Source organism: Streptomyces violens, assembly GCF_000717745.1.
Lineage (GTDB): Bacteria > Actinomycetota > Actinomycetes > Streptomycetales > Streptomycetaceae > Streptomyces > Streptomyces violens.
Genome location: NZ_JOBH01000009.1, coordinates 219,621 through 241,645, shown reverse-complemented (window position 1 = coordinate 241,645; position 22,025 = coordinate 219,621). Strand labels below are relative to the sequence as shown.

The 22,025-nt window shown below is 70.2% G+C and carries 20 protein-coding genes and 1 tRNA gene; 20 read left to right on the top strand and 1 reads right to left on the bottom strand.

Features of this window, described 5'->3' with window-relative positions; translation table 11 throughout:
• The first annotated feature begins 7 nt into the window (after positions 1-7).
• Positions 8-202: a helix-turn-helix transcriptional regulator gene (locus IF04_RS0118750; protein ID WP_030258598.1), complete on the top strand. Its 195-nt coding sequence runs from the start codon at positions 8-10 to the stop codon at positions 200-202.
• Between the two features lie 5 nt (positions 203-207).
• Positions 208-1,662, top strand: a complete 1,455-nt coding sequence (locus IF04_RS0118745; RefSeq protein WP_211259832.1) for a tyrosine-type recombinase/integrase — start codon at positions 208-210, stop codon at positions 1,660-1,662.
• A 134-nt stretch (positions 1,663-1,796) separates the two neighbouring features.
• Here the strand turns inward: IF04_RS0118745 and IF04_RS0118740 are convergent.
• Positions 1,797-1,868, bottom strand: a tRNA-Arg gene (locus tag IF04_RS0118740).
• 198 nt (positions 1,869-2,066) lie between these two features.
• On the opposite strand from IF04_RS0118740, the gene IF04_RS0118735 reads away from it, so the two are divergent.
• The 18 genes from IF04_RS0118735 (at position 2,067) to atpE (ending at position 22,005) form a co-directional block, all read left to right on the top strand.
• Complete coding sequence (locus IF04_RS0118735; protein ID WP_037959890.1) at positions 2,067-2,528, top strand: response regulator; 462 nt, start codon at positions 2,067-2,069, stop codon at positions 2,526-2,528.
• Between the two features lie 139 nt (positions 2,529-2,667).
• The gene (nrtL, locus tag IF04_RS0118730; protein WP_030258591.1) at positions 2,668-3,711 is read left to right on the top strand and encodes an ArgS-related anticodon-binding protein NrtL; all 1,044 of its coding nucleotides are present in this window, start codon (positions 2,668-2,670) and stop codon (positions 3,709-3,711) included.
• Positions 3,712-3,736: 25 nt separating this feature from the next.
• Entirely contained in the window at positions 3,737-5,128 is a 1,392-nt protein-coding gene (lysA, locus tag IF04_RS0118725; protein WP_030258587.1) for a diaminopimelate decarboxylase, read from the top strand.
• Positions 5,129-5,248: 120 nt separating this feature from the next.
• Positions 5,249-6,541, top strand: coding sequence for a homoserine dehydrogenase (locus tag IF04_RS0118720; protein WP_030258583.1), 1,293 nt, complete (start codon positions 5,249-5,251; stop codon positions 6,539-6,541).
• An 8-nt stretch (positions 6,542-6,549) separates the two neighbouring features.
• Positions 6,550-7,632, top strand: coding sequence for a threonine synthase (gene thrC, locus IF04_RS0118715; protein WP_030258580.1), 1,083 nt, complete (start codon positions 6,550-6,552; stop codon positions 7,630-7,632).
• 369 nt (positions 7,633-8,001) lie between these two features.
• A complete protein-coding gene (gene thrB, locus IF04_RS0118710) occupies positions 8,002-8,919 on the top strand; it encodes a homoserine kinase (protein ID WP_030258577.1) in 918 nt (305 codons plus the stop codon).
• A 382-nt stretch (positions 8,920-9,301) separates the two neighbouring features.
• The gene (gene rho / locus IF04_RS0118705; RefSeq protein WP_030258574.1) at positions 9,302-11,362 is read left to right on the top strand and encodes a transcription termination factor Rho; all 2,061 of its coding nucleotides are present in this window, start codon (positions 9,302-9,304) and stop codon (positions 11,360-11,362) included.
• 411 nt (positions 11,363-11,773) lie between these two features.
• Entirely contained in the window at positions 11,774-12,898 is a 1,125-nt protein-coding gene (locus IF04_RS0118700; protein WP_030258571.1) for an LCP family protein, read from the top strand.
• A 167-nt stretch (positions 12,899-13,065) separates the two neighbouring features.
• Entirely contained in the window at positions 13,066-13,290 is a 225-nt protein-coding gene (gene rpmE / locus IF04_RS0118695) for a 50S ribosomal protein L31 (protein ID WP_030258568.1), read from the top strand.
• 132 nt (positions 13,291-13,422) lie between these two features.
• Positions 13,423-14,493 (top strand): peptide chain release factor 1, encoded by a 1,071-nt coding sequence (gene prfA / locus IF04_RS0118690; protein WP_030258566.1) that lies wholly within the window; start codon positions 13,423-13,425, stop codon positions 14,491-14,493.
• A gap of 136 nt (positions 14,494-14,629) precedes the next feature.
• Complete coding sequence (prmC, locus tag IF04_RS0118685; protein ID WP_030258563.1) at positions 14,630-15,469, top strand: peptide chain release factor N(5)-glutamine methyltransferase; 840 nt, start codon at positions 14,630-14,632, stop codon at positions 15,467-15,469.
• An 85-nt stretch (positions 15,470-15,554) separates the two neighbouring features.
• On the top strand, positions 15,555-16,202 hold the full coding sequence (locus IF04_RS0118680) for an L-threonylcarbamoyladenylate synthase (protein ID WP_030258559.1): 648 nt from the start codon (positions 15,555-15,557) through the stop codon (positions 16,200-16,202).
• Entirely contained in the window at positions 16,199-16,858 is a 660-nt protein-coding gene (locus IF04_RS0118675) for an arsenate reductase/protein-tyrosine-phosphatase family protein (protein ID WP_030258556.1), read from the top strand. Before IF04_RS0118680 ends, IF04_RS0118675 begins: the two co-directional genes overlap by 4 nt.
• A gap of 205 nt (positions 16,859-17,063) precedes the next feature.
• Positions 17,064-18,404 (top strand): serine hydroxymethyltransferase, encoded by a 1,341-nt coding sequence (locus IF04_RS0118670; protein WP_030258553.1) that lies wholly within the window; start codon positions 17,064-17,066, stop codon positions 18,402-18,404.
• 99 nt (positions 18,405-18,503) lie between these two features.
• Complete coding sequence (locus IF04_RS0118665) at positions 18,504-19,853, top strand: MraY family glycosyltransferase (RefSeq protein ID WP_030258549.1); 1,350 nt, start codon at positions 18,504-18,506, stop codon at positions 19,851-19,853.
• 316 nt (positions 19,854-20,169) lie between these two features.
• Entirely contained in the window at positions 20,170-20,607 is a 438-nt protein-coding gene (locus IF04_RS0118660) for a Cg1360 family ATP-synthase-associated protein (protein ID WP_030258545.1), read from the top strand.
• A 264-nt stretch (positions 20,608-20,871) separates the two neighbouring features.
• Positions 20,872-21,687 (top strand): F0F1 ATP synthase subunit A, encoded by an 816-nt coding sequence (gene atpB / locus IF04_RS0118655; RefSeq protein ID WP_030258541.1) that lies wholly within the window; start codon positions 20,872-20,874, stop codon positions 21,685-21,687.
• Positions 21,688-21,762: 75 nt separating this feature from the next.
• A complete protein-coding gene (atpE, locus tag IF04_RS0118650) occupies positions 21,763-22,005 on the top strand; it encodes an ATP synthase F0 subunit C (RefSeq protein WP_030258535.1) in 243 nt (80 codons plus the stop codon).
• Positions 22,006-22,025: the final 20 nt, after the last annotated feature.

Genomic DNA, 22,025 nt, shown 5'->3' with positions numbered 1-22,025 from the left:
CGGCTGCATGAGCGCCCGTGTGCGGGACGAGAAGATGACGATCAAAGAGATTCTCGCTGACCTCAAAGTGGCCCCGGCGACCTTTCATCGGTGGCGCCAGCTCGGGAAAGCTCCCCGCGCGATCAAGCTGCCGAACGGGGACGTGCGCATTCGCCGGTCCGAGTACGAGCGGTGGCTCGCGGAGCGGGAGGACGCTGCGTGAGCAAGGTGAACGACACCTCGACCGGGCCGACTCGCGGGTCGGCCCGGCCGGGCTTTTCCCTGGACATCAAGCTGTGGAAGGTCTCGAAGACCGGGCGAAAATCCCGTCCGTACCGCCTGCGGTGGGTGGTCGCGGGGCGAGTTCACAGCGACACATTCGCCACGTCTGCGCTCGCCGAAAGCCGGCGGTCGGAGCTGTGGCAGGCCATGAACCGACGTGGTGAGGCATTCGACGTCGAGTCCGGCTTGCCGGAGTCCGAGGTGCGCGCCGCGGCCGAGGCAGCAGAAGCGGCTGACGCCGAAGCGCCGTTGCGGTGGTTCGAGTTCTGCCGGAAGTACGTGGCCGGGCGGTGGCGTACGAGCGCGGCCAAGACCCGCGAGGGCATGGCGGACGGTCTTGCGGCTGTGGCGCTCGCCATGGTCCATCGCGGAAACGGAGTCCCGCAGGACACAGAGCTGCGGTTGGCGTTCCGCTGGGGCATCGTGCCTGCGAATGCAGGAGAGGAGCCGCCGGCCGATCTGAAGGTTGCTTACGACTGGCTCACGACGGAGGACCGGCCGGTCGCCGACCTGGTGGACGCCGAGGTTTTCGAGGACGTGCTGTACCGCCTCAGCTACCGATTGGACGGCACCCCGGCAGCGGGCGATACGTATAAGCGACGCCGCCGCGCACTGAATACCGCCCTCGAATACGCCGTAGTCGCCGGAGAGCTTCCCGAAAATCCTCTCTCCCGCGCCCGCCGGAAGCATGCGGGTTCTAATGACGTGGTCGATCGTCGCGTTCTCGTGAATGCCGTGCAGGGGCGCCAGTTGCTCACCGCCGTCTCGTACGTCGGGTCGTGGGATCGCTGTCGTGGCCGGCGGCTCGTGGCCTTTTACGCGGCTCTCTATTACGCGGGGCTGCGGCCGGCGGAGGCGGTCGGGCTGAGGTGGTCGGACTGCCACCTGCCGGAGAGGGGGTGGGGCACGCTCACGCTGCGGGAGACGCGGCCTGTCTCCGGCAAGCAGTGGACCGATTCCGGTGAGCGGCATGACCGCAGGGGCCTGAAGGCGCGGGAGGCGTCCAGCGACCGGCCAGTCCCTATCCCGCCTGTCCTCGTCGCGATCCTCCGGGCTCACCTGAAGGAGTTCGGGACAGCCAAGGAGGGGCGCGTGTTCGGGAACGAGCGTGGGGGAGTGGTCGGCTCATCGACGTACTGGCGTGTGTGGGAGGAGGCCCGGCCGTACGCCTTGCCGCCGGAGCGAGTCGATTCGCCCCTGGCCGGGCGCCCGTACGACCTGCGGCACGCGTGCATCACGCGGTGGTTGAACGCCGGCGTGCCCATTGCCGAGGTGGCTCGACGGGTCGGTAACTCGCCGGAGGTGATCCACCGTCGGTACCACGGCTGCATCGACGGTCACGAGGAAGCCGCCAACGCGAAGATTGCCAAGGCGCTGGAGGAGGAGGGCGACACAGCCTGACGAGTGTGTCGGAGGTGTGTCGCGATCACTGGGAGAGAACGAGAAAGGGCGAGAGTCAGTGAGACTGACTCTCGCCCTTTCGAAGTCGGCATCCGCCCTGGTCAGAGCTTGATTCTTGCTGTCTGACTGGCGAGTGCCCCCGGCAGGATTCGAACCTGCGCACACGGCTCCGGAGGCCGTTGCTCTATCCCCTGAGCTACGGGGGCGTGTCGGGCGCTGTGCGCTTGCGACGGGTAGAACACTACCAGCTCGGAGGGGGTGGTCATGAACGGGTTTCGGGAAGTGGTGGGTGGCCGTAGCGCATCGGGGTGGGGTGGCCCGGGTGATCGGCGAAAGGTCCCTCGCACGGGGCGGAAGTGGGGAAAACCCGGACGCAGCAGGTGGCACGCGCCTAGTCTCAATATGTGCCTGGCTTGTCCGGCCGGGTCCTTGTTGTCGACGACAACAAGGTCATCCGGCAGTTGATCAGGGTCAATCTCGAGCTGGAGGGCTTCGAGGTCGTGACCGCGGCTGATGGTGCCGAGTGCCTCGACATCGTGCACGAGGTGTGCCCCGACGTCGTGACGCTGGACGTCATGATGCCGCGGCTCAACGGACTGCGTACGGCCGAGAGGCTGCGCGCCGATCCGCGGACCAGGGAGCTCCCCATCGCCATCATCAGCGCGTGTACGCCGCTGGAGGTGGACAACGGGGAAGCCGTCGGGGTGGACGCCTTCCTCGCCAAGCCGTTCGAGCCGGTCGAGCTCATACGGACCGTGCGCCAGTTGTTGAACGGGATTCGCGGCTCCGGGCCCGGAGGCGGGCCGGCGGACGGGGCGGCCGATGCCGATCCGGATTCCGAGCCCGCCGTCCGGCCCACGGGGTGACACGGCCGGTACGGCGGGCGGTGTGAGGGGATGAGAAGCGCGGGCGAGGGGTGGGTGAGGGGCGGGAGGCGGTGCGGCGAGTGTCCGCGGTGCGAAACCCGTTCGCATACCCACCCCGGTTCTCCCATACGCTTGTCCTGTGACTCCCGCTGAGCTCTCCCGCACCGTCCTGCGCTCCGTGCGCGGGGCGCTCGAGGCGCGGGAGCTTCCGCTGGGCGAATCCGATGTGCCGGCGACGGTCGATGTGCGGGTGCCGCCCCGGCCGGGTTGTGGGGATTACGCCACGAATGTCGCGTTGCGGCTGGCCGGTCCTGCTGGGCTGTCGGCGCGTGAGGTGGCCGGGGTCGTACGGAAGCGGCTGGCTGCTGCGCCGGGGATCGCCCGGGTCGAGATCGCCGGGCCCGGTTTTTTGAACATCACGCTGGGGGGCGATGCCCCTGCCGCGGTCGTACGGGAAGTGCTGGAGGCGGGGTCGGCGTACGGTCGCCGAGCCGGCGCCGCGGACGGAAGTACCGTCGACCTCCGCCCCGCCCCCGGCCCCCGGGCCGCCGTCGTCGCCGAGGCCTTGCGGGCGATCATGGAAGCGGTGGGGGAGGGGACTGCCTCCGAGGGGGAGGTCGTCCGGCCCGTTCCCGTGAAGGACGCGGCGGGGCGGTATGCGACCGCTGAGGGGCTGGTCGCGCGGCTCGGCGTGGATGAGATGCGGTGGGTGTTGTTGTACCCCGCCGCGCACGATCATGTGCGGGTGCCGGAGCGGCCGGTGCAGCGGGAGGGCAATCCGCGGTTCCTGGTGCAGTACGCGTACGCTCGTACGTGCGCAGTGTCGCGCAACGCCCGTGACCTGGGGGTCGACGACCCGACGCCCGTCCACGACACCCCGGCCGACCACCATGCCGGTGAGTCGTACGACATCCCCCACACCCCCCTCCACGCCGCCCTCGCCGCCTACCCCGCGGTGCTCGAAGCCGCAGCTCGGTTGCGGGCGCCCGATCGGCTGGCGCGGCATCTGGAAGTGACGGCCGAGGCGTGCCTGAGCTTCCTTGCCACCTGTCCGCCGCTGCCCGTCGGAGAGCAGAAACCCATGGCCGTTCACCGCGCCCGGCTGGCCGTTGCCCAGGCCGCCGGTACGGTGCTCGCGAACGGCCTCACCCTGCTGGGCATCTCCGCACCCGAACATCTGTGAACTTCCGAGGGGATCTCCCACCGCCATGAGCCGTTCCGCGCACCCCGCAGGGCCCCGTCACGCCGACGTACTGCCCGAGGGCCACTACACCGCACCCCCCGCCGACCTGAACAGCCTCGACCCCCGGGTCTGGTCCCGTACGGTGCGCCGCGACGAAGACGGTGTCGTCTCCGTCGGCGGCATCTCCGTCGCCGATCTGAAGGAGGAGTTCGGTACTCCTGCCTACTTCCTCGACGAGGACGACTTCCGGGCGCGGTGCCGGGCGTGGAAGGACGCGTTCGGGGACGACGCCGATGTCTTCTACGCCGGGAAGGCGTTCCTGTCGCGGGCGATCGTGCGGTGGCTGTACGAGGAGGGGCTGAACCTCGACGTCTGTTCCGGGGGCGAGCTGGCCACCGCGCTGGCGGCCGGGATGCCCGCCGAGCGGATCGCGCTGCACGGCAACAACAAGAGCGAGGCGGAGATCCGGCGGGCCGTGGAGGCCGGGGTCGGGCGGATCGTGCTGGATTCGTTCCAGGAGATCGCGCGGGTTGCGCACATCGCCGATGAGCTCGGCAAGCGGCAGCCCGTACAGATCCGGGTGACGGTGGGCGTCGAGGCGCACACGCACGAGTTCATCGCGACCGCGCACGAGGACCAGAAGTTCGGGATCGCGCTGGCCGACGGGCAGGCCGCCGAGGCCGTGCGCCGGGCGCTGAAGCTCGACGGGCTGGAGCTCATCGGGATCCACTCGCACATCGGGTCGCAGATCTTCGACATGGCGGGATTCGAAGTCTCCGCGCGGCGTGTCGTGCAGCTGCTGGCAGACGTGCGTGAGGAGCACGGGGTCGAGCTGCCGGAGATCGACCTGGGCGGCGGGCTCGGCATCGCCTACACGCCGGACGACGACCCGCGGGAGCCGCACGAGATCGCCAAGGCGCTGGGCGAGATCGTCCGCCATGAGTGCGAGGCCGCGGGGCTGCGCGTGCCGCGGCTGTCCGTCGAGCCCGGGCGCGCCATCGTGGGCCCGACGGCGTTCACGCTGTACGAGGTCGGCACGGTCAAGGAGCTGGAGGGTCTGCGGACCTATGTGAGCGTCGACGGCGGGATGTCGGACAATATCCGTACGGCGCTGTACGACGCGGAGTACAGCGTGGCGCTGGTCTCGCGGGCTTCGGACGCCGCGCCGATGCTCTCGCGGGTGGTCGGCAAGCACTGCGAGAGCGGCGACATCGTCGTGCGGGACGCGTTCCTGCCGTCGGACGTCGCGCCGGGTGACCTGCTGGCGGTGCCCGCGACCGGTGCGTACTGCCGGTCGATGGCCAGCAACTACAACCACGCGCTGCGGCCGCCGGTCGTGGCGGTGCGCCAGGGCGAGGCCCGGGTGATCGTCCGCCGCGAGACGGAGGAAGATCTCCTGCGGCTCGATGTCGGATAAGTGAAATAGATGTCTCGGCATCTGGACGAAGGACAGGAATTCCCGTTCGGTGCATGAGACTGGTCCATTGCGAACACGGAAATGGCCGACGTGGCCATATCGAGGAAGAGCAGAGGTCGAATGATGCGTACGCGTCCGCTGAAGGTGGCGCTCCTGGGCTGTGGTGTGGTCGGCTCAGAGGTGACGCGCATCATGACGACGCACGCGGACGACCTCGCCGCGCGCATCGGCGCGCCCGTGGAGCTCGCGGGCATCGCGGTGCGCCGTCCCGACAAGGTGCGCGAGGGCGTGCCGGCCGAACTGATCACCACCGACGCGACCGCGCTGGTCAAGCGCGGCGACATCGATGTGGTGATCGAGGTCATCGGCGGCATCGAGCCCGCCCGGAAGCTGATCACCACCGCCTTCGAGCACGGCGCGAGCGTCGTCTCCGCGAACAAGGCGCTGGTCGCCGCGGACGGCGCCGCGCTGCACGCGGCCGCCGAGGAGCACGGCGCCGACCTGTACTACGAGGCCGCCGTGGCGGGCGCGATTCCGCTGGTCAGGCCGCTGCGCGAGTCGATGGCCGGGGACAAGGTCAACCGGGTGCTCGGCATCGTCAACGGCACGACCAACTTCATCCTCGACAAGATGGACACCAGCGGCGCCGGCTACAGCGAGGCGCTGGACGAGGCCACCGCGCTCGGGTACGCCGAGGCCGACCCGACCGCCGACGTCGAGGGCTTCGACGCCGCCGCCAAGGCCGCGATCCTCGCCGGTATCGCCTTCCACACCCGCGTGACCATCGACGACGTGCACCGCGAGGGCATCACGGAGGTCACCGCCGCCGACATTGCCTCCGCCAAGCGCATGGGCTGCACGGTCAAGCTGCTGGCGATCTGCGAGCGCGCCGCGGACGGCGAGTCGGTCACCGCGCGGGTCCACCCGGCGATGATTCCGCTGACCCACCCGCTGGCGTCCGTCCGCGAGGCGTACAACGCGGTCTTCGTGGAGTCCGACGCGGCCGGCCAGCTGATGTTCTACGGTCCGGGCGCGGGCGGCTCGCCGACCGCCTCGGCCGTCCTGGGCGACCTGGTCGCCGTGTGCCGCAACAAGCTCAGCGAGGCCACCGGGCCCGGCGAGTCCGCGTACACGCAGCTGCCGGTCAGCCCCATGGGTGAGGTCGTCACCCGCTACCACATCAGCCTCGATGTGGCCGACAAACCCGGCGTCCTGGCCCAGGTCGCCATGGTCTTCGCCGAGCATGGCGTATCGATCGATACGGTGCGCCAGCAGGGCAAGGACGGCGAGGCGTCCCTCGTCGTCGTCACCCACCGCGCCGCCGACGCCGCGCTGTCCTCGACCGTCGAGGCGCTGCGCAAGCTGGACACCGTCCGGGGCGTCGCCAGCATCATGCGGGTCGAAGGGGAGTAAAGGAACCCATGTCTGCCAATACGAGCGCCGGTACCACTCATCAGTGGCGCGGCATCATCGAGGAGTACCGCGACCGCCTGCCGGTCAAGGACACGACCGAGGTCGTCACCCTGCGCGAGGGCGGTACGCCTCTCGTGCCGGCGCAGGTGCTCTCCGAGCGCACCGGCTGTGAGGTGCACCTCAAGGTCGAGGGTGCCAACCCCACCGGTTCCTTCAAGGACCGCGGCATGACGATGGCCATCACGCGGGCCAAGGAAGAGGGTGCGCAGGCCGTCATCTGCGCCTCCACGGGCAACACTTCGGCCTCCGCCGCCGCGTATGCCGTGCGGGCCCGCATGGTCAGCGCCGTTCTCGTCCCGCAGGGCAAGATCGCGCTGGGCAAGATGGGCCAGGCCCTGGTGCACGGGGCGAAGATTCTCCAGGTCGACGGGAATTTCGACGACTGTCTGACGCTCGCCCGCGGCCTCTCGGAGAAGTACCCGGTCGCACTTGTGAACTCCGTGAACCCGGTGCGCATCGAGGGCCAGAAGACCGCGGCGTTCGAGATCGTGGACATGCTGGGCGACGCGCCCGACATCCACGTGCTGCCGGTCGGCAACGCCGGCAACATCACCGCGTACTGGAAGGGCTACAAGGAGTACGCGGCGGACGGGATCTCCTCCCGCGCGCCGCGTATGTGGGGCTTCCAGGCGTCCGGCAGCGCGCCGATCGTGCGCGGCGAGGTGGTCAAGGACCCGAGCACGATCGCCACCGCGATCCGCATCGGCAACCCGGCCTCCTGGTCCTTCGCGGAGGCCGCGCGGGACGAGTCCGGCGGCGCCATCGATGAGGTGACCGACCGTCAGATCCTCGCCGCCTACCGGCTGCTGGCCTCGCAGGAGGGCGTCTTCGTGGAGCCGGCCTCGGCCGCTTCGGTGGCCGGTCTGCTCAAGGCCGCCGAGGAGGGCAAGGTCGACCCGGGCCAGAAGATCGTCTGCACGGTGACCGGCAACGGCCTGAAGGACCCGGACTGGGCGGTGGCCGGTGCGCCGCAGCCGGTGACGGTCCCGGTCGACGCGGACGCCGCGGCGGAGCGCCTCGGCCTGGCGTAGGCCGGGCGTCCGGGCCCGCTGGGTCCAGGACAAAAATTCGGCCGGAAAGAGCCGGTCGGAACGGGTTCCGCGGGACCGGCGCGACTGTCGCACCGGTCCCGTTCCGCCCCACAGGGCAAACCCTGCAAAGGCTGCAAAGTGAGTGGTGTGGCATGAGAGGGCGCGCGACACGCATCGTGCGCCTCCCGTGCGCCCTATGTCGCCACTGAACCTTCCTTCGATAGGCTGGCAGCCAACTCCCCTCCCCGCGGCATAGTGCAGTGGTGTGCAGGGCAGGTCAGAACGGACCCCATGAGTCGATCAGGTGCCTCGGTACCGCGGCGCTTCGGGGCAGTACCGCAGTTTCACATCAAGGAGAGTCATCGAGCGATGGCCGGTCCAGCGTTCCGCGCCGCCGCCGTCCGGGTGCGCACCCCCGCCACCAGCGCCAATCTCGGTCCCGGCTTCGACGCCCTCGGCCTGTCCCTGGGTCTGTACGACGACGTCGTAGTACGCGTCGCCGACTCCGGACTGCATGTCGACATCGCGGGTGAGGGGGCCGACACCCTGCCGCGCGACGAGAGCCACCTGCTCGTACGGTCCCTGCGTACCGCCTTCGACCTGCTGGGCGGGCAGCCGCGCGGCCTCGAGGTCGTGTGCGCCAACCGCATCCCGCACGGCCGGGGCCTCGGCTCCTCCTCGGCGGCCATCTGCGCCGGCATCGTCGCCGCACGGGCGGTGACGATAGGCGGCGAGCAGAAGCTCGACGACGCCGCGCTGCTGGAACTGGCCACCGAGATCGAGGGCCACCCCGACAATGTCGCCGCCTGTCTGCTCGGCGGATTCACGCTGTCCTGGATGGACGCCGGTGCGGCGCGTGCCATCAGGATGGAGCCCGCCCGTTCCGTCGTTCCGGTGGTTTTCGTGCCCGGTAAGCCGGTGCTCACCGAAACCGCGCGCGGCCTGCTGCCGCGCACCGTGCCGCACGGGGACGCGGCGGCGAACGCCGGTCGCGCAGCGCTGCTCGTCGAGGCCCTGACCAGGCGCCCCGAGCTGCTGCTGGCGGCGACCGAGGACCGACTTCACCAGGAGTACCGCGCACCGGCCATGCCGGAGAGCCTCGCCCTGGTGAACCGACTGCGTGCGGACGGTGTCCCCGCGGTCGTCTCCGGTGCGGGCCCGACGGTGCTCGCGCTGGTCGAGGAGGGAGCGGCCGACAAGGTCGCGCGCCTGGCGGGCGAGGGATGGGCGGCCAACCGGCTGTCCCTCGACGCGGCGGGGACGAGCGTCCTGCCGCTCGCGGGGTGACCGACGGATTGCCGGTCTGAGAGAGGGGGAATGTTTGTTGGATCCGGTAGTGTTAACCTCAAGTGAGTACCCGACGCCGCAGCGGCGTGGTGCTTCGTGTCCCCAGTCGGGACCACTTTTCTTCCGGGAGCCTCCCAACCTGCTTGGAGCTACGACCTAAAGCAGAAGCGAGCACGCTCCGGAAATCGGCGTGATGTGCATGAAGCGTGACCTGCATGAATGCGCAGCATCTTTCGCGTCGGAATCATGAACTGATCTCTCCGCCGAATTCGGCGGGACCACCGCCCCGGCCCGGTCCGTGAACGTCGAGGGACCGCGGTCGGACAGCACAACCGGTCGCCGAGCCAGACAGGCCGACGCCCGCTCCAGGGAAGGACCCTTCGTGAGCGACACCACCGATCTGATGGGCGTACGCACCGATGGCAGTGCCGCAGCGCCCGCCACGGACGCTCCCGCCGCGCCTGCCACCGGGGCCGCCACTGGTGCCTCGCGGCGACGCCGTTCCGGCACCGGCCTCGAGGGCATGGTCCTGGCCGAGCTGCAGCAGGTAGCCTCCAGCCTCGGCATCAAGGGCACCGCGCGGATGCGCAAGAGCCAGCTCATCGAGGTCATCAAGGAGAAGCAGGCCGCCGGCGGAGCCGGTGCGGCCAAGGCCGCCGAGGCCCCCGCCGACGCGCCCGCAGAGACCAAGCCGAAGCGCCGGGCCACCTCCAAGGCCCGTACCGGCGAGGCGGCGGCCGAGAAGACCGCCGAGAAGCCCGCCAAGGCCGAGAAGCCCGAAAAGGCCGAGAAGGCCGCGGACACCGCCGGCCAGCAGCAGATCGAGATCCCCGGCCAGGGCGCCGGCGACGAGCAGCCGGCCGGCGAGCGCCGCCGGCGCCGCGCCACCGCCGCCGCGGGGAGCCCCGAGTCCGCCGCCGGCGAGGCCAAGGCCGAGCAGAAGACCGAGGTCAAGGACGGTCAGAAGGACGGTTCCGGCCAGGAGGGCGAGGGCCGCAAGGGCGGCGAGGGCCGTCAGGACCGCGGTGACCGCCAGGACCGTGGCGACCGTCAGGACCGTGGCCAGAAGGGCGACCGCCGCGGCGGCCGCGACCGCCGCAAGGGCAACGACGGCAACGACGGCGGCCAGCAGGGTCAGGGCCAGGGCCAGCAGGGCGGCGGCAACCGCCAGCAGGGCGGCCGTCAGGACGACTTCGACGACGAGAGCGGCGGCCGGCGCGGGCGCCGCGGCCGTTACCGGGACCGCCGTGGCCGTCGCGGCCGCGACGACTTCGGTGCCGAGCCGCAGGTCGCCGAGGACGACGTCCTGATCCCCGTCGCGGGCATCCTGGACATCCTGGACAACTACGCGTTCATCCGGACCTCCGGCTACCTGCCCGGTCCGAACGACGTGTACGTCTCCCTCGCCCAGGTCCGTAAGAACGGCCTCCGCAAGGGTGACCACGTCACCGGCGCGGTCCGCCAGCCCCGCGAGGGCGAGCGCCGCGAGAAGTTCAACGCGCTGGTGCGCCTGGACTCCGTCAACTCCGTCGCCCCCGAACAGGGCCGCGGCCGCCCGGAGTTCGGCAAGCTGACGCCCCTGTACCCGCAGGAGCGGCTGCGCCTGGAGGGCGAGGCCGGCCAGCTGACCACGCGGATCATCGACCTCGTGTCGCCGATCGGCAAGGGCCAGCGCGGTCTGATCGTGGCCCCGCCGAAGACCGGTAAGACCATGATCATGCAGGCGGTCGCCAACGCGATCACCCGCAACAACCCCGAGTGCCACCTGATGGTCGTCCTCGTCGACGAGCGTCCGGAAGAGGTCACCGACATGCAGCGGTCGGTCAAGGGCGAGGTCATCTCCTCGACCTTCGACCGCCCGGCCGAGGACCACACCACCGTCGCCGAGCTCGCCATCGAGCGTGCGAAGCGCCTGGTGGAGCTGGGCCACGACGTCGTCGTCCTGCTGGACTCCATCACCCGTCTGGGCCGCGCGTACAACCTCGCGGCGCCCGCCTCCGGCCGCATCCTGTCCGGTGGTGTCGACTCGACCGCGCTGTACCCGCCGAAGCGCTTCTTCGGTGCCGCGCGCAACATCGAGGACGGCGGCTCGCTGACCATCCTGGCCACCGCGCTGGTCGAGACCGGCTCGCGGATGGACGAGGTGATCTTCGAGGAGTTCAAGGGCACCGGCAACATGGAGCTCAAGCTCGACCGGAAGCTCGCGGACAAGCGCATCTTCCCCGCGGTGGACGTGGACGCGTCCGGTACGCGTAAGGAAGAGATCCTCATGTCCAGCGACGAGCTGGCGGTCGTGTGGAAGCTGCGCCGGGTGCTGCACGCCCTGGACCAGCAGCAGGCCATCGAGCTGCTGCTGGACAAGATGAAGCAGACGAAGTCCAACGCGGAGTTCCTGCTGCAGATCCAGAAGACGACGCCGACCCCGGGCAACGGCAACGACTGACGCCCGCCGGCACGTCCACGAGCCCTCCCCGTCACTCCGGTGGCGGGGAGGGCTTCGTCGTACCGCCGAACCGTCGTCGTACAGCCCTCGTGCGACCGCCGTGAAAATGGTGTGACGCATTCCGCGTCATGGAGGCACCCGAAGGCGCCCTCCTGAGACCTTCCGCACAGACATAAAGTCCGGTTACGTCCCGTTGCGCGGCCGATGAGCCGGACAAAAGCCCTGGTGAGCGAGGTGCGAACGGCCGTACGGCGCATCCGGCACGCCCGGCCGGCGCAGCCGTGCCCGCCCCGCCGTCTGTGCAACCCTTCCCGGATGCCTCCCGTCTGAAGGGGTGCGAGACCACCACCGGTGAGAGGACGTGACAGCCGGGGACGGCGAGGCCGGCCGAGCAAGAGGACTGAGGAGCAGATGGCGGACAGCAGCAGGGCCGCGCGGACGGCCGCGAGCCGTTCCCACGGCATACGCGCCACCGGCCGCCGGCGCAAGGGACCCACGAGGCGCCGCAGGGCGCTGACGATCACGCTGTGCGCACTGGTGAGCTGTGTGCTGCTGGCCGGCGCGGGGCTCGGATTCGTCTACTACCAGCTCAACGGCAACCTCAAGGGCGTCGACATCGACGCGGCGCTGGGCGCCGACCGTCCGGACGACGTCGACAACGGCTCGATGGACATCCTGGTGCTCGGCTCGGACTCCCGGGCCGGGGACAACGCCAAGTACGGCTCCGACGGCGGCGGCGCCCGTTCCGACACCGCGATGGTGGTGCACGTCTACAAGGGCCACAAGAAGGCCAGCGTGGTGAGCATCCCGCGGGACACCCTGATCTCGCGGCCCTCGTGCACCAAGGGCGGGCAGCAGACCCCGGCGGCGCAGCACGTCATGTTCAACACCGCGTACGAGGTCGGCGGCCCGGCCTGTGCCGTCAAGACGGTGGAGTCCATGAGCGGCATCCGTATGGACCATTTCGTCGAGGTCGACTTCAGCGGCTTCAAGAAGCTGATCACCGCCCTCGGCGGCGTCGACATCACCACGACGAAGCCCATCCACGACCCGGACAGCCACCTCGACCTGGACCCCGGTACGCACAAGCTGGACGGCGAGCAGGCTCTCGGCCTGGTCCGCACCCGGCACGGCGTGCCCGGCGGCGACGGCAGTGACCTGGGCCGCATCCAGCTGCAGCAGACCTTCATCAAGGCGCTGATGGACCAGTTCAAGCAGCTCGGTGTGCTGTCGAACCCGGCGAAGCTGTACGACATCGGGAACACCGCCACCAAGGCGATCACCACCGATACCAAGCTGAATTCGGTGAACGCGCTGGTCGACCTGGCCAAGAGCGTCGGCGGCATCGGCTCGGACCACATCAACATGGCCACGCTGCCGGTGACGTACGACCCGCAGGACCCGAACCGGGTGCTGCCGCTGGAGGCCGCGAACAAGCAGGTCTGGAAGGCGCTGCGGCACGACAGGGCCATCCCGAAGTCGGCCCTGAAGGACTCGGCGGGCGACAAGGGCGGTACGAGCAACTACGTACGGTGAAGGAGGCGGCTCCCGATGTCCGGCCCCGCGCGGGCCGGGAATATCGGGAGCCGCCCCCCGGTTTGGGGAGATGCGGCCAGTACTGGCAAACTGGACCGTCGGCCCCGGTTCACGTGACGCATCCCGCGAGCACGACCCGGTGCCCTCCCGATACATAGGAGATTCCCTTGAAGCGCGACATCCACCCGGAGTACGTCGAGACCCAGGTCAGCTGCACCTGTGGCGCCTCGTTCACCACCCGTAGCACCGTTGCCGGCGGCGCCATCCGCGCCGACGTCTGCTCCGAGTGCCACCCGTTCTACACGGGCAAGCAGAAGATCCTCGACACCGGTGGCCGCGTGGCCCGCTTCGAGGCCCGCTTCGGCAAGGCCGCCGGGTCCGCCAAGAAGTAGCGACCCACAAGGCGCCGGTTCTCGGTCGCCCCTGCGCAGGGGCGACCGGACCGGCGTTTTGCCTTCCCTTACCCGCCGGTCCGCCGGCCGCGGGCACCCCCGGTACACCCCAGCCAGCAGAGGAACACCACGATGTTCGAGGCGGTCGAGGAACTGATCGGCGAGCATGCCGACCTCGAGAAGCGGCTCGCCGACCCCGCGGTCCACGCAGACCAGCGCGAGGCGATGCGGCTCAACAAGCGTTACGCCGAGCTGACCCCGATCATCGCCACGTACCGCGCCTGGAAGCAGACCGGCGACGACATCGAGACGGCCCGGGAACTGGCCGCCGACGACCCCGACTTCGCCGACGAGGTGAAGGAGGGCGAGGTCCGCCGCGAGGAGCTCACGGACAAGCTCCGGCTGCTGCTCGTGCCGCGCGACCCCAGCGACGACAAGGACGTCATCCTCGAGGTCAAGGCCGGCGAGGGCGGCGAGGAGTCCGCGCTGTTCGCCGGCGACCTGCTGCGGATGTACCTGCGCTACGCCGAGCGGATCGGCTGGAAGACCGAGATCCTCGACGCCAACGAGTCCGACCTCGGCGGCTACAAGGACGTCCAGGTCGCCGTGAAGACCAAGGGGCAGACCGAGCCGGGCCAGGGCGTGTGGGCCCGCCTGAAGTACGAGGGCGGCGTGCACCGCGTGCAGCGCGTGCCCGCGACCGAGTCGCAGGGCCGCATCCACACCTCCGCCGCCGGCGTGCTCGTCACGCCCGAGGCCGAGGAGGTCGAGGTCGAGATCGGCCCGAACGACCTGCGGATCGACGTCTACCGCTCCTCGGGCCCCGGCGGCCAGTCGGTCAACACCACCGACTCCGCCGTGCGCATCACCCACCTGCCCACCGGCATCGTCGTCTCCTGCCAGAACGAGAAGAGCCAGCTCCAGAACAAGGAGCAGGCGCTCCGCATCCTGCGCTCCCGGCTGCTCGCGGCGGCGCAGGAGGAGGCCGAGCGCGAGGCGTCGGACGCCCGCCGCAGCCAGGTACGTACGGTCGACCGCTCCGAGCGCATCCGGACGTACAACTTCCCGGAAAACCGGATCTCCGACCACCGGGTGGGCTTCAAGGCGTACAACTTGGACCAGGTGCTCGACGGGGAGCTCGACCCGGTCATCCAGGCGTGTGTGGACGCCGACTCGGCGGCCAAGCTCGCCGCTGCCCAGTAAGCCCCGCGGCGGGCGGCCCTGCCCGCCCCGACACACCGCACGACCGAAGTACGTACCGGCTGGAGGACCAGTGCAGCAGTCTCCCGGGGGACACGGCACCCCTCAGCGGCCCGGCCGCGGGCCCAAGGCCCGGTCCGTGCTGCTCGCCGAGGTGGCCCAGGCGACCCAGCGGCTGGCCGACGCGGGCGTGCCCTCGCCCCGCTTCGACGCCGAGGAGCTCGCGGCCCACGTGCACGGCGTGAAGCGGTCCCAGCTGCACATGGTGGCGGACGCGGACTTCGACGCCCGGTACTGGGAGGCGATCGCCCACCGCGAGGCCCGCGAGCCGCTGCAGCACATCACCGGGCGCGCCTTCTTCCGGTACCTCGAACTGCACGTCGGCCCGGGGGTGTTCGTGCCCCGGCCGGAGACCGAGTCCGTGGTGGGCTGGGCGATAGACGCGGTGCGCGCGATGGACGTCGTCGAGCCGCTGATCGTGGACCTGTGCACGGGCTCCGGCGCCATCGCGCTCGCGCTCGCGCAGGAGGTGCCCCGCTCGCGGGTGCACGCCGTGGAGCTGTCCGAGGACGCCCTGGTGTGGACACGCAAGAACGTCGAGGGGTCCCGCGTCGTTCTCCACCAGGGAGACGCGCTGACCGCGCTGCCCGAGCTGGACGGCCAGGTCGACCTGGTCGTCTCGAACCCGCCGTACATCCCGCTGACCGAGTGGGAGCACGTCGCACCGGAGGCCCGCGACCACGACCCCGAGCTCGCGCTCTTCTCCGGCGAGGACGGCCTGGACACGATCCGGGGCATCGAGCGCACCGCACACCGCCTGCTGCGGCCCGGCGGCGTCGTCGTGATCGAGCACGCCGACACCCAGGGCGGCCAGGTGCCGTGGATCTTCACCGAGGAGCGCGGCTGGGCGGACGCGGCCGACCACCCCGACCTGAACAACCGGCCGCGCTTCGCGACCGCCCGCAGGGCGACGCCGTGACCGTATCCGCAGTTCCCGACCGGGCCCCGGCCGCCGCCGGGCGCCGTTCCACCCCCAACACCGTTCCGCACCAGGAGGCCCGCTAATGGCACGGCGATACGACTGCAGCGACGCGACCGACCGCGCGACCGGCCTGCGCGAGGCCGCCTCGGCGGTCCGGCGTGGGGAGCTGGTCGTGCTGCCGACCGACACCGTCTACGGGATCGGCGCCGACGCCTTCAACTCGGAGGCCGTCGGCGACCTGCTGGAGGCCAAGGGCCGCGGCCGGAACATGCCCTCGCCGGTCCTGGTCGGCTCGCCGAACACCCTGCACGGCCTGGTCACGGACTTCTCCGAGCAGGCGTGGGAGCTGGTCGACGCCTTCTGGCCGGGTGCGCTGACCCTGGTCGCGCGGCACCAGCCCTCGCTCACCTGGGATCTCGGCGAGACCGGCGGCACGGTGGCCGTGCGGATGCCGCTGCACCCCGTGGCCATCGAGCTGCTGACCGAGTTCGGCCCGATGGCCGTCTCCAGCGCCAACCTCACGGGACACCCGTCCCCGCAGGACTGCGACGCGGCCCAGGACATGCTGGGCGACTCCGTCTCCGTGTACCTGGACGGCGGGCCCACCCCCGCCGCCGTGCCGTCCTCCATCGTCGACGTCACGGGCAAGATCCCGCGGCTGCTGCGGGCCGGCGCCCTCGACGCCGACGAGCTCCGCAAGGTCGTACCCGAGCTCGAGGTGGCCAATTGATGGCCCCGCAGGGGCGTGGCATAGCGGGAACGCACGACGACTACACCTTCCGCATCCTCCACGTCAGCACCGGCAACGTCTGCCGCTCGCCGATCACCGAGCGGCTGCACCGCCATGGCCTGCAACGCAGACTCGGTACCGAGCTGACCAGCGGGATCGTGGTGGAGAGCGCCGGCACCTGGGGCCACGAGGGCGCCCCGATGGAGACCCACGCCGCCACCGTCCTGGCCGACTACGGCGCCGACCCGGCCGGCTTCATCGGCCGCGAGCTGCTGGACGAGCACGTCATCCGCGCCGACCTGGTGCTGACCGCCACCCGTGACCACCGCGCCCAGGTCATCTCCATGGGCCACTCGGCGGGCCTGCGCACCTTCACGCTCAAGGAGTTCAACCGGCTGGTGAAGGCCATAGACCCGGCCACCCTGCCCGGGCCGGACCCGGCGCTGCCGGACGGCGGCCTGGTGGCCCGTGCCCGCGCCCTGGTCGGCGCGGCCGCCGCGCTGCGCGGCTGGCTGCTCGCGCCGAACGCCGAGGCCGACGAGGTGCACGACCCCTACGGCGCGCCCATCACGTTCTTCCGCTCCATCGGCGACGAGATCAACCAGGCCCTCGACCCGGTCGTCACGGCCCTCACCGGGGTCCCCGCACGCGCCTGAGCCGCCCTCACCGCGCCTGAGCCGCCTCACCCGCCGCACGGCGCCCGAGCCGCCTCACGGCCCGCGTGGCCGCCCTGTGCCGCCCCGTGGCCGTAAGACGCCCCCGACACCCGCCCGGCCGCTCCGTCACGCCGTACACCGCGCCCGGACGCCGTTCCGCACCTACATTGGACGTACGTCCCCCGTACGAGGCCCGGAGCGAGCGATGCCAGCGACTCCCGCGTCCACCCGCAGCGCCACCCCGCACTCCCGGCCGGCCCGGCAGCAGAGCGACGGGCCGCCGGCCGCGAGCCCGCCGGGCGCCTGGAGCGGGCCCGGCTTCGAGCAGCTCCGCGCCCAGGACCCGCAGATCGCCGAGGCGCTGCTCGGCGAGAGCGCCCGGCAGGCGGCGGGCCTCCAGCTGATCGCCGCGGAGAACTTCACGTCCCCGGCCGTCCTCGCGGCGCTGGGCTCCCCGCTCGCGAACAAGTACGCCGAGGGGTATCCCGGCGCCCGCCACCACGGCGGCTGCGAAATGGTGGACTTCGCCGAGCGGACGGCCATCGAGCGCGCCAAGGCCCTCTTCGGCGCCGAGCACGCCAACGTGCAGTCCCACAGCGGCTCTTCGGCCGTACTGGCCGCCTACGCGGCCCTGCTGCGCCCCGGGGACAGCGTGCTGGCCATGTCGCTGCCGCACGGCGGTCACCTCACGCACGGCTCGCCGGCCAACTTCTCCGGACGGTGGTTCGACTTCGCCGGGTACGGCGTGGACCCGGACACCGGCCTGCTGGACTACGACCGCATCCGGCAGCTGGCGATCCGGCGCCGTCCCAAGGCCATCGTCTGCGGCTCGATCTCGTATCCGCGCCACATCGACTACGCGGCCTTCCGGGAGATCGCCGACGAGGTGGGCGCGTACCTCATCGCGGACGCCGCGCACCCGATCGGGCTGGTGGCCGGGGGAGCGGCGCCGAACCCGGTCCCGTACGCGGATGTGGTGTGCGCGACCACCCACAAGGTCCTGCGCGGCCCGCGCGGCGGCATGATCCTGTGCGGCGCGGACCTGGCCGAGCGGATCGACCGGGCGGTGTTCCCGTTCACCCAGGGCGGCGCGCAGATGCACACGGTGGCGGCGAAGGCGGTGGCGTTCGGGGAGGCCGCGACGCCCGCGTTCGCGGAGTACGCGCACCGGGTAACGGCCAACGCGCGGGCGCTCGCCGAGGCGCTGGAGGGGGAGGGCCTGACGGTCACGACCGGGGGCACCGACACCCACCTGATCACCGCCGACACCGCGCCGGTGGGCCTGGACGCGCGGACGGCGCGCGGCCGGCTGGCCGCGGCCGGCATCGTCCTGGACACCTGTGCGCTGCCCTGCCCGGCGGACGCCTCGGTACGCAGGACCGGCATCCGCCTCGGTACCGCGGCCGTTTCCACGCAGGGAATGGGGGAAGCCGAGATGGCACGTGTCGGTGCGCTGATCGGAGCGGCACTGCGGGAGGACGGCGCGGTCCGTGCCGCGACCACGGAACTGGTCCGGCACTTCCCGCCATATCCCCCGCACGCCTGAATCCGGGAACCGCTCACGCGCGAGGAACGTCCATACCTACATTCACGGCTGGGGGTCGGACACGCATATGGTGTGTGGCTGTGATGGCCAGCGATACCAATGGGGCAGCCCGTGCGTGAATACCTGCTGACGCTGTGCGTCACGGCCGCGGTCACTTACCTGCTGACCGGGCCGGTACGGAAATTCGCGATCGCGGCCGGCGCGATGCCGGAGATCCGCGCCCGTGACGTGCACCGCGAACCGACGCCGCGGCTCGGCGGCATCGCGATGTTCGGCGGTCTGTGCGCGGGTCTGCTGGTCTCGGCGCACCTGACGAACATCAAGAGCGTCTTCGAGTTCTCCAACGAGCCGCGCGCGCTGCTCTCGGGCGCCGCGCTCATCTGGATCCTCGGCGTCCTGGACGACAAGTGGGGCGTGGACGCGCTCATCAAGCTCGGCGGCCAGATGATCGCCGCGGGCGTGATGGTCCTGCAGGGTCTGACGATCCTGTGGATCCCGGTGCCCGGCATCGGCACGGTCTCGCTGACCCCCATGCAGGGCACGCTGCTCACCGTCGCGCTGGTCGTCATCACCATCAACGCGGTGAACTTCGTCGACGGCCTGGACGGCCTCGCCTCCGGCATGGTGTGCATCGCGGCCGCCGCGTTCTTCATGTACGCGTACCGCATCTGGTACGGCTACGGCCTGGAGGCGGCCGCCCCCGCCTCGCTCTTCGCGGCGATCCTGATGGGCATGTGCCTGGGCTTCCTGCCGCACAACATGCACCCGGCGCGGATCTTCATGGGCGACTCGGGCTCGATGCTGATCGGGCTGGTGCTGGCCGCGGGCGCGATCTCGGTCACCGGCCAGGTGGACCCGGACGCGATGCAGCTGTTCGCGGGCTCCGAGCGGCTCGCGGTGCACACGATGGTGCCGGTCTACATTCCGCTGCTGCTGCCGCTGACGATCATCGCGGTGCCCTTCGCCGACCTGGTCCTCGCGATCGTGCGGCGCACCTGGAACGGCCAGTCGCCGTTCACGGCCGACCGCGGCCACCTGCACCACCGGCTCCTGGAGATCGGCCACTCGCACAGCCGCGCGGTGCTGATCATGTACTTCTGGTCGGCGCTGATCGCGTTCGGCGCGGTGGCGTACTCGGTGAACAACGCCAGCGTCTGGATCGTCCTGGGCATCGTCGTGCTGAGCGCGGTGGGCCTCGGCCTCCTGCTGCTCCCGCGGTTCCGGCCGCGGGCGCCGCGCTGGGCGCACTGGATGGTGCCGCCGCGCTACCGGCGGCAGGCCGGCACGGACGTGGCGGACGGTGCGGCTGCGGAAGCCGGTCCGTCCGGTGCGGCGGCCGCGTCGGAGGAGGAGCAGCGGGAGCCGGTGCCGGCGGGGATCCACGGGGCCACCGCGATCGGCGACCGGTCCCGGTTCAGCGACTGGCGCGGGGTCGGCAGCCGGCGCTGAAGCACTGGTTCCGGAAAATTACCGGAGCTTTTTTCGAGATTATGTTCGCCACATCTAAAATCGGGCCATTCCGGCCGCATAGCACACAAAGCGGCGGCCGTCAGTGCACCAACGCGCGGGGTACTGCTCACGTGTGACAGGTAGCACACGAAGTAGGTAAAGACCTCATCAAATAGTTTGTGATACCGTTCACGAGACCCGGTGATAGAGCCGTAAGTCCCGAGTCGGACAGACCATTCGGCTCGTCAGCTCGCCGTCGTGCCGGGTCTACGCTCGTCCGCGAGCACACCTGCCCCCACCCCGCCGGAGCGCCGCTATGCAGTCACATGACGCTCGCCTGTTTCTTCGTGCCCTCGTTCCTACGCTTGTCGTCGGCGCCCTCGCTGTCGTCGTCAGTGCGCTGGTCGCCGGCGGAAAGGGCGCGATCGGTGCCGTGTTCGGTGTGGTGCTGGTGCTCTTCGTGATGGGTGTCAGCCTCGTCGTCCTGCAGCAGACCGCCAGGAAGTACCCCGGGCTGTTCCAGATGATGGGGCTCATGCTGTACGCCGTGCAGATCCTGTTCGTCGCGGTCTTCCTCATGGCGTTCAAGGACACCTCCCTTTTCGACACCAAGGCATTCGCGTTCACGCTGCTCGCGTCGACCCTTGTGTGGATCGCCGCACAGGCCCGCGCGTACATGAAGGCGAAGATTCTCTACGTCGACCCCGACTCCGCCGAAGCGAAGCGCGCGGAAACGGCGGGGTCCGCGACGTGAGACGTAGGGCCGGGATAAACGCAGCCACGCAAGCCTGCTATCGTCCGGTGCCATCTGCGGCACAGTTGGCGCAGGCGGCGCGGCTCCCGAGTCCCCCGGGGCAGGACGACCCTCTCCTGCGGCCCCCGCCTGTGACGCGAACCGGCCCAGTGCCGAAGTGCCGCCCCCAAATCCGTAAGACCAGTCCAGTGCCGTTCCGCGGATCAACGCCGCGCCGACACAACGAGGTTGCCGTACCTATGCGCCACGCTGAAGGAGCTCGCGGTGAGTGCTGACATGAATACGCTCGCCTTTAACACCGAGTGTCACCTCTTCATTCCAGGGTGTGGCTTCGAGGCTCCCGGCCTGCACTCGTTCGTCTTCGAGCCGCTCTTCTCGATCGGCAGCTTCAACTTCAACAAGCCGATGCTGCTGGCCCTGGTCAGCACCGTCGTCGTGGTGTGGTTCTTCTGGGCTGCTTTCGGCCGGGCGAAGGTCGTGCCGGGCAAGATGCAGATGATCGCCGAAGCGGGTTACGACTTCGTGCGCCGTGGGCTCGTGTACGACGCGCTCGGCAAGAAGGAGGGCGAGAAGTACGTCCCCTTCATGGTGTCGCTCTTCTTCTTCGTGTGGGTCATGAACATCTGGTCGATCATTCCGCTCGCCCAGTTCCCGGTGACATCGGTCATCGCCTTCCCCGCCGGACTCGCCATCATGGTCTGGGTCCTGTGGGTGTTCCTCACCTTCAAGAAGCAGGGCTTCGTTGGCGGCTGGAAGAACATCACCGGCTACGACAAGTCGCTCGGTGCGGTGCTGCCGCTGCTGATGGTCATCGAGTTCTTCTCGAACCTGATCATCCGCCCCTTCACCCACGCGGTCCGGCTCTTCGCGAACATGTTCGCGGGCCACATGCTGATCGTGATGTTCACCATCGCCAGCTTCTACCTGGCGAACGGCGTCGGCTTCGTCTACGCGGGCGCCTCCTTCGTGATGACCATCGTGATGACCGCCTTCGAGCTGTTCATCCAGGCCGTCCAGGCGTACGTCTTCGTGCTGCTGGCCTGCAACTACGTCCAGGGCGCGCTCGCCGAGCACCACTGAGCCCCCGTCTCCCCCAATCCACAGTCGTCCGGTGGCCAACCCCCACCGGTCCTTGAAAGAGAAGGAAGAACCGGCATGTCCGCTCTCCAGACCCTCGCCTCCGCCGAAGCGTTCACCGGCAGCGCCAGCGCGATCGGTTACGGCCTGGCCGCCATCGGCCCCGGCGTCGGCGTCGGCATCATCTTCGGTAACGGCACCCAGGCGCTGGCCCGTCAGCCCGAGGCCGCCGGCCTGATCCGCACCAACCAGATCATGGGTTTCGCCTTCTGTGAGGCGCTCGCCCTGATCGGCATCGTCATGGGCTTCGTTTACAAGTAAACCGAGCCACATCGACGAAC

Bases quoted from the DNA above. Each gene is read 5' to 3' on its own strand.
- IF04_RS0118700 (WP_030258571.1), top strand. From the start codon at position 11,774: ATGGCGGACAGCAGCAGGGCCGCGCGGACGGCCGCGAGCCGTTCCCAC.
- IF04_RS0118720 (WP_030258583.1), top strand. From the start codon at position 5,249: ATGATGCGTACGCGTCCGCTGAAGGTGGCGCTCCTGGGCTGTGGTGTG.
- IF04_RS0118665 (WP_030258549.1), top strand. From the start codon at position 18,504: ATGGGGCAGCCCGTGCGTGAATACCTGCTGACGCTGTGCGTCACGGCC.
- IF04_RS0118660 (WP_030258545.1), top strand. From the start codon at position 20,170: ATGCAGTCACATGACGCTCGCCTGTTTCTTCGTGCCCTCGTTCCTACG.
- IF04_RS0118750 (WP_030258598.1), top strand. From the start codon at position 8: ATGAGCGCCCGTGTGCGGGACGAGAAGATGACGATCAAAGAGATTCTC.
- IF04_RS0118670 (WP_030258553.1), top strand. From the start codon at position 17,064: ATGCCAGCGACTCCCGCGTCCACCCGCAGCGCCACCCCGCACTCCCGG.
- thrC (WP_030258580.1), top strand. From the start codon at position 6,550: ATGTCTGCCAATACGAGCGCCGGTACCACTCATCAGTGGCGCGGCATC.
- IF04_RS0118680 (WP_030258559.1), top strand. From the start codon at position 15,555: ATGGCACGGCGATACGACTGCAGCGACGCGACCGACCGCGCGACCGGC.
- thrB (WP_030258577.1), top strand. From the start codon at position 8,002: ATGGCCGGTCCAGCGTTCCGCGCCGCCGCCGTCCGGGTGCGCACCCCC.
- lysA (WP_030258587.1), top strand. From the start codon at position 3,737: ATGAGCCGTTCCGCGCACCCCGCAGGGCCCCGTCACGCCGACGTACTG.
- atpE (WP_030258535.1), top strand. From the start codon at position 21,763: ATGTCCGCTCTCCAGACCCTCGCCTCCGCCGAAGCGTTCACCGGCAGC.
- prfA (WP_030258566.1), top strand. From the start codon at position 13,423: ATGTTCGAGGCGGTCGAGGAACTGATCGGCGAGCATGCCGACCTCGAG.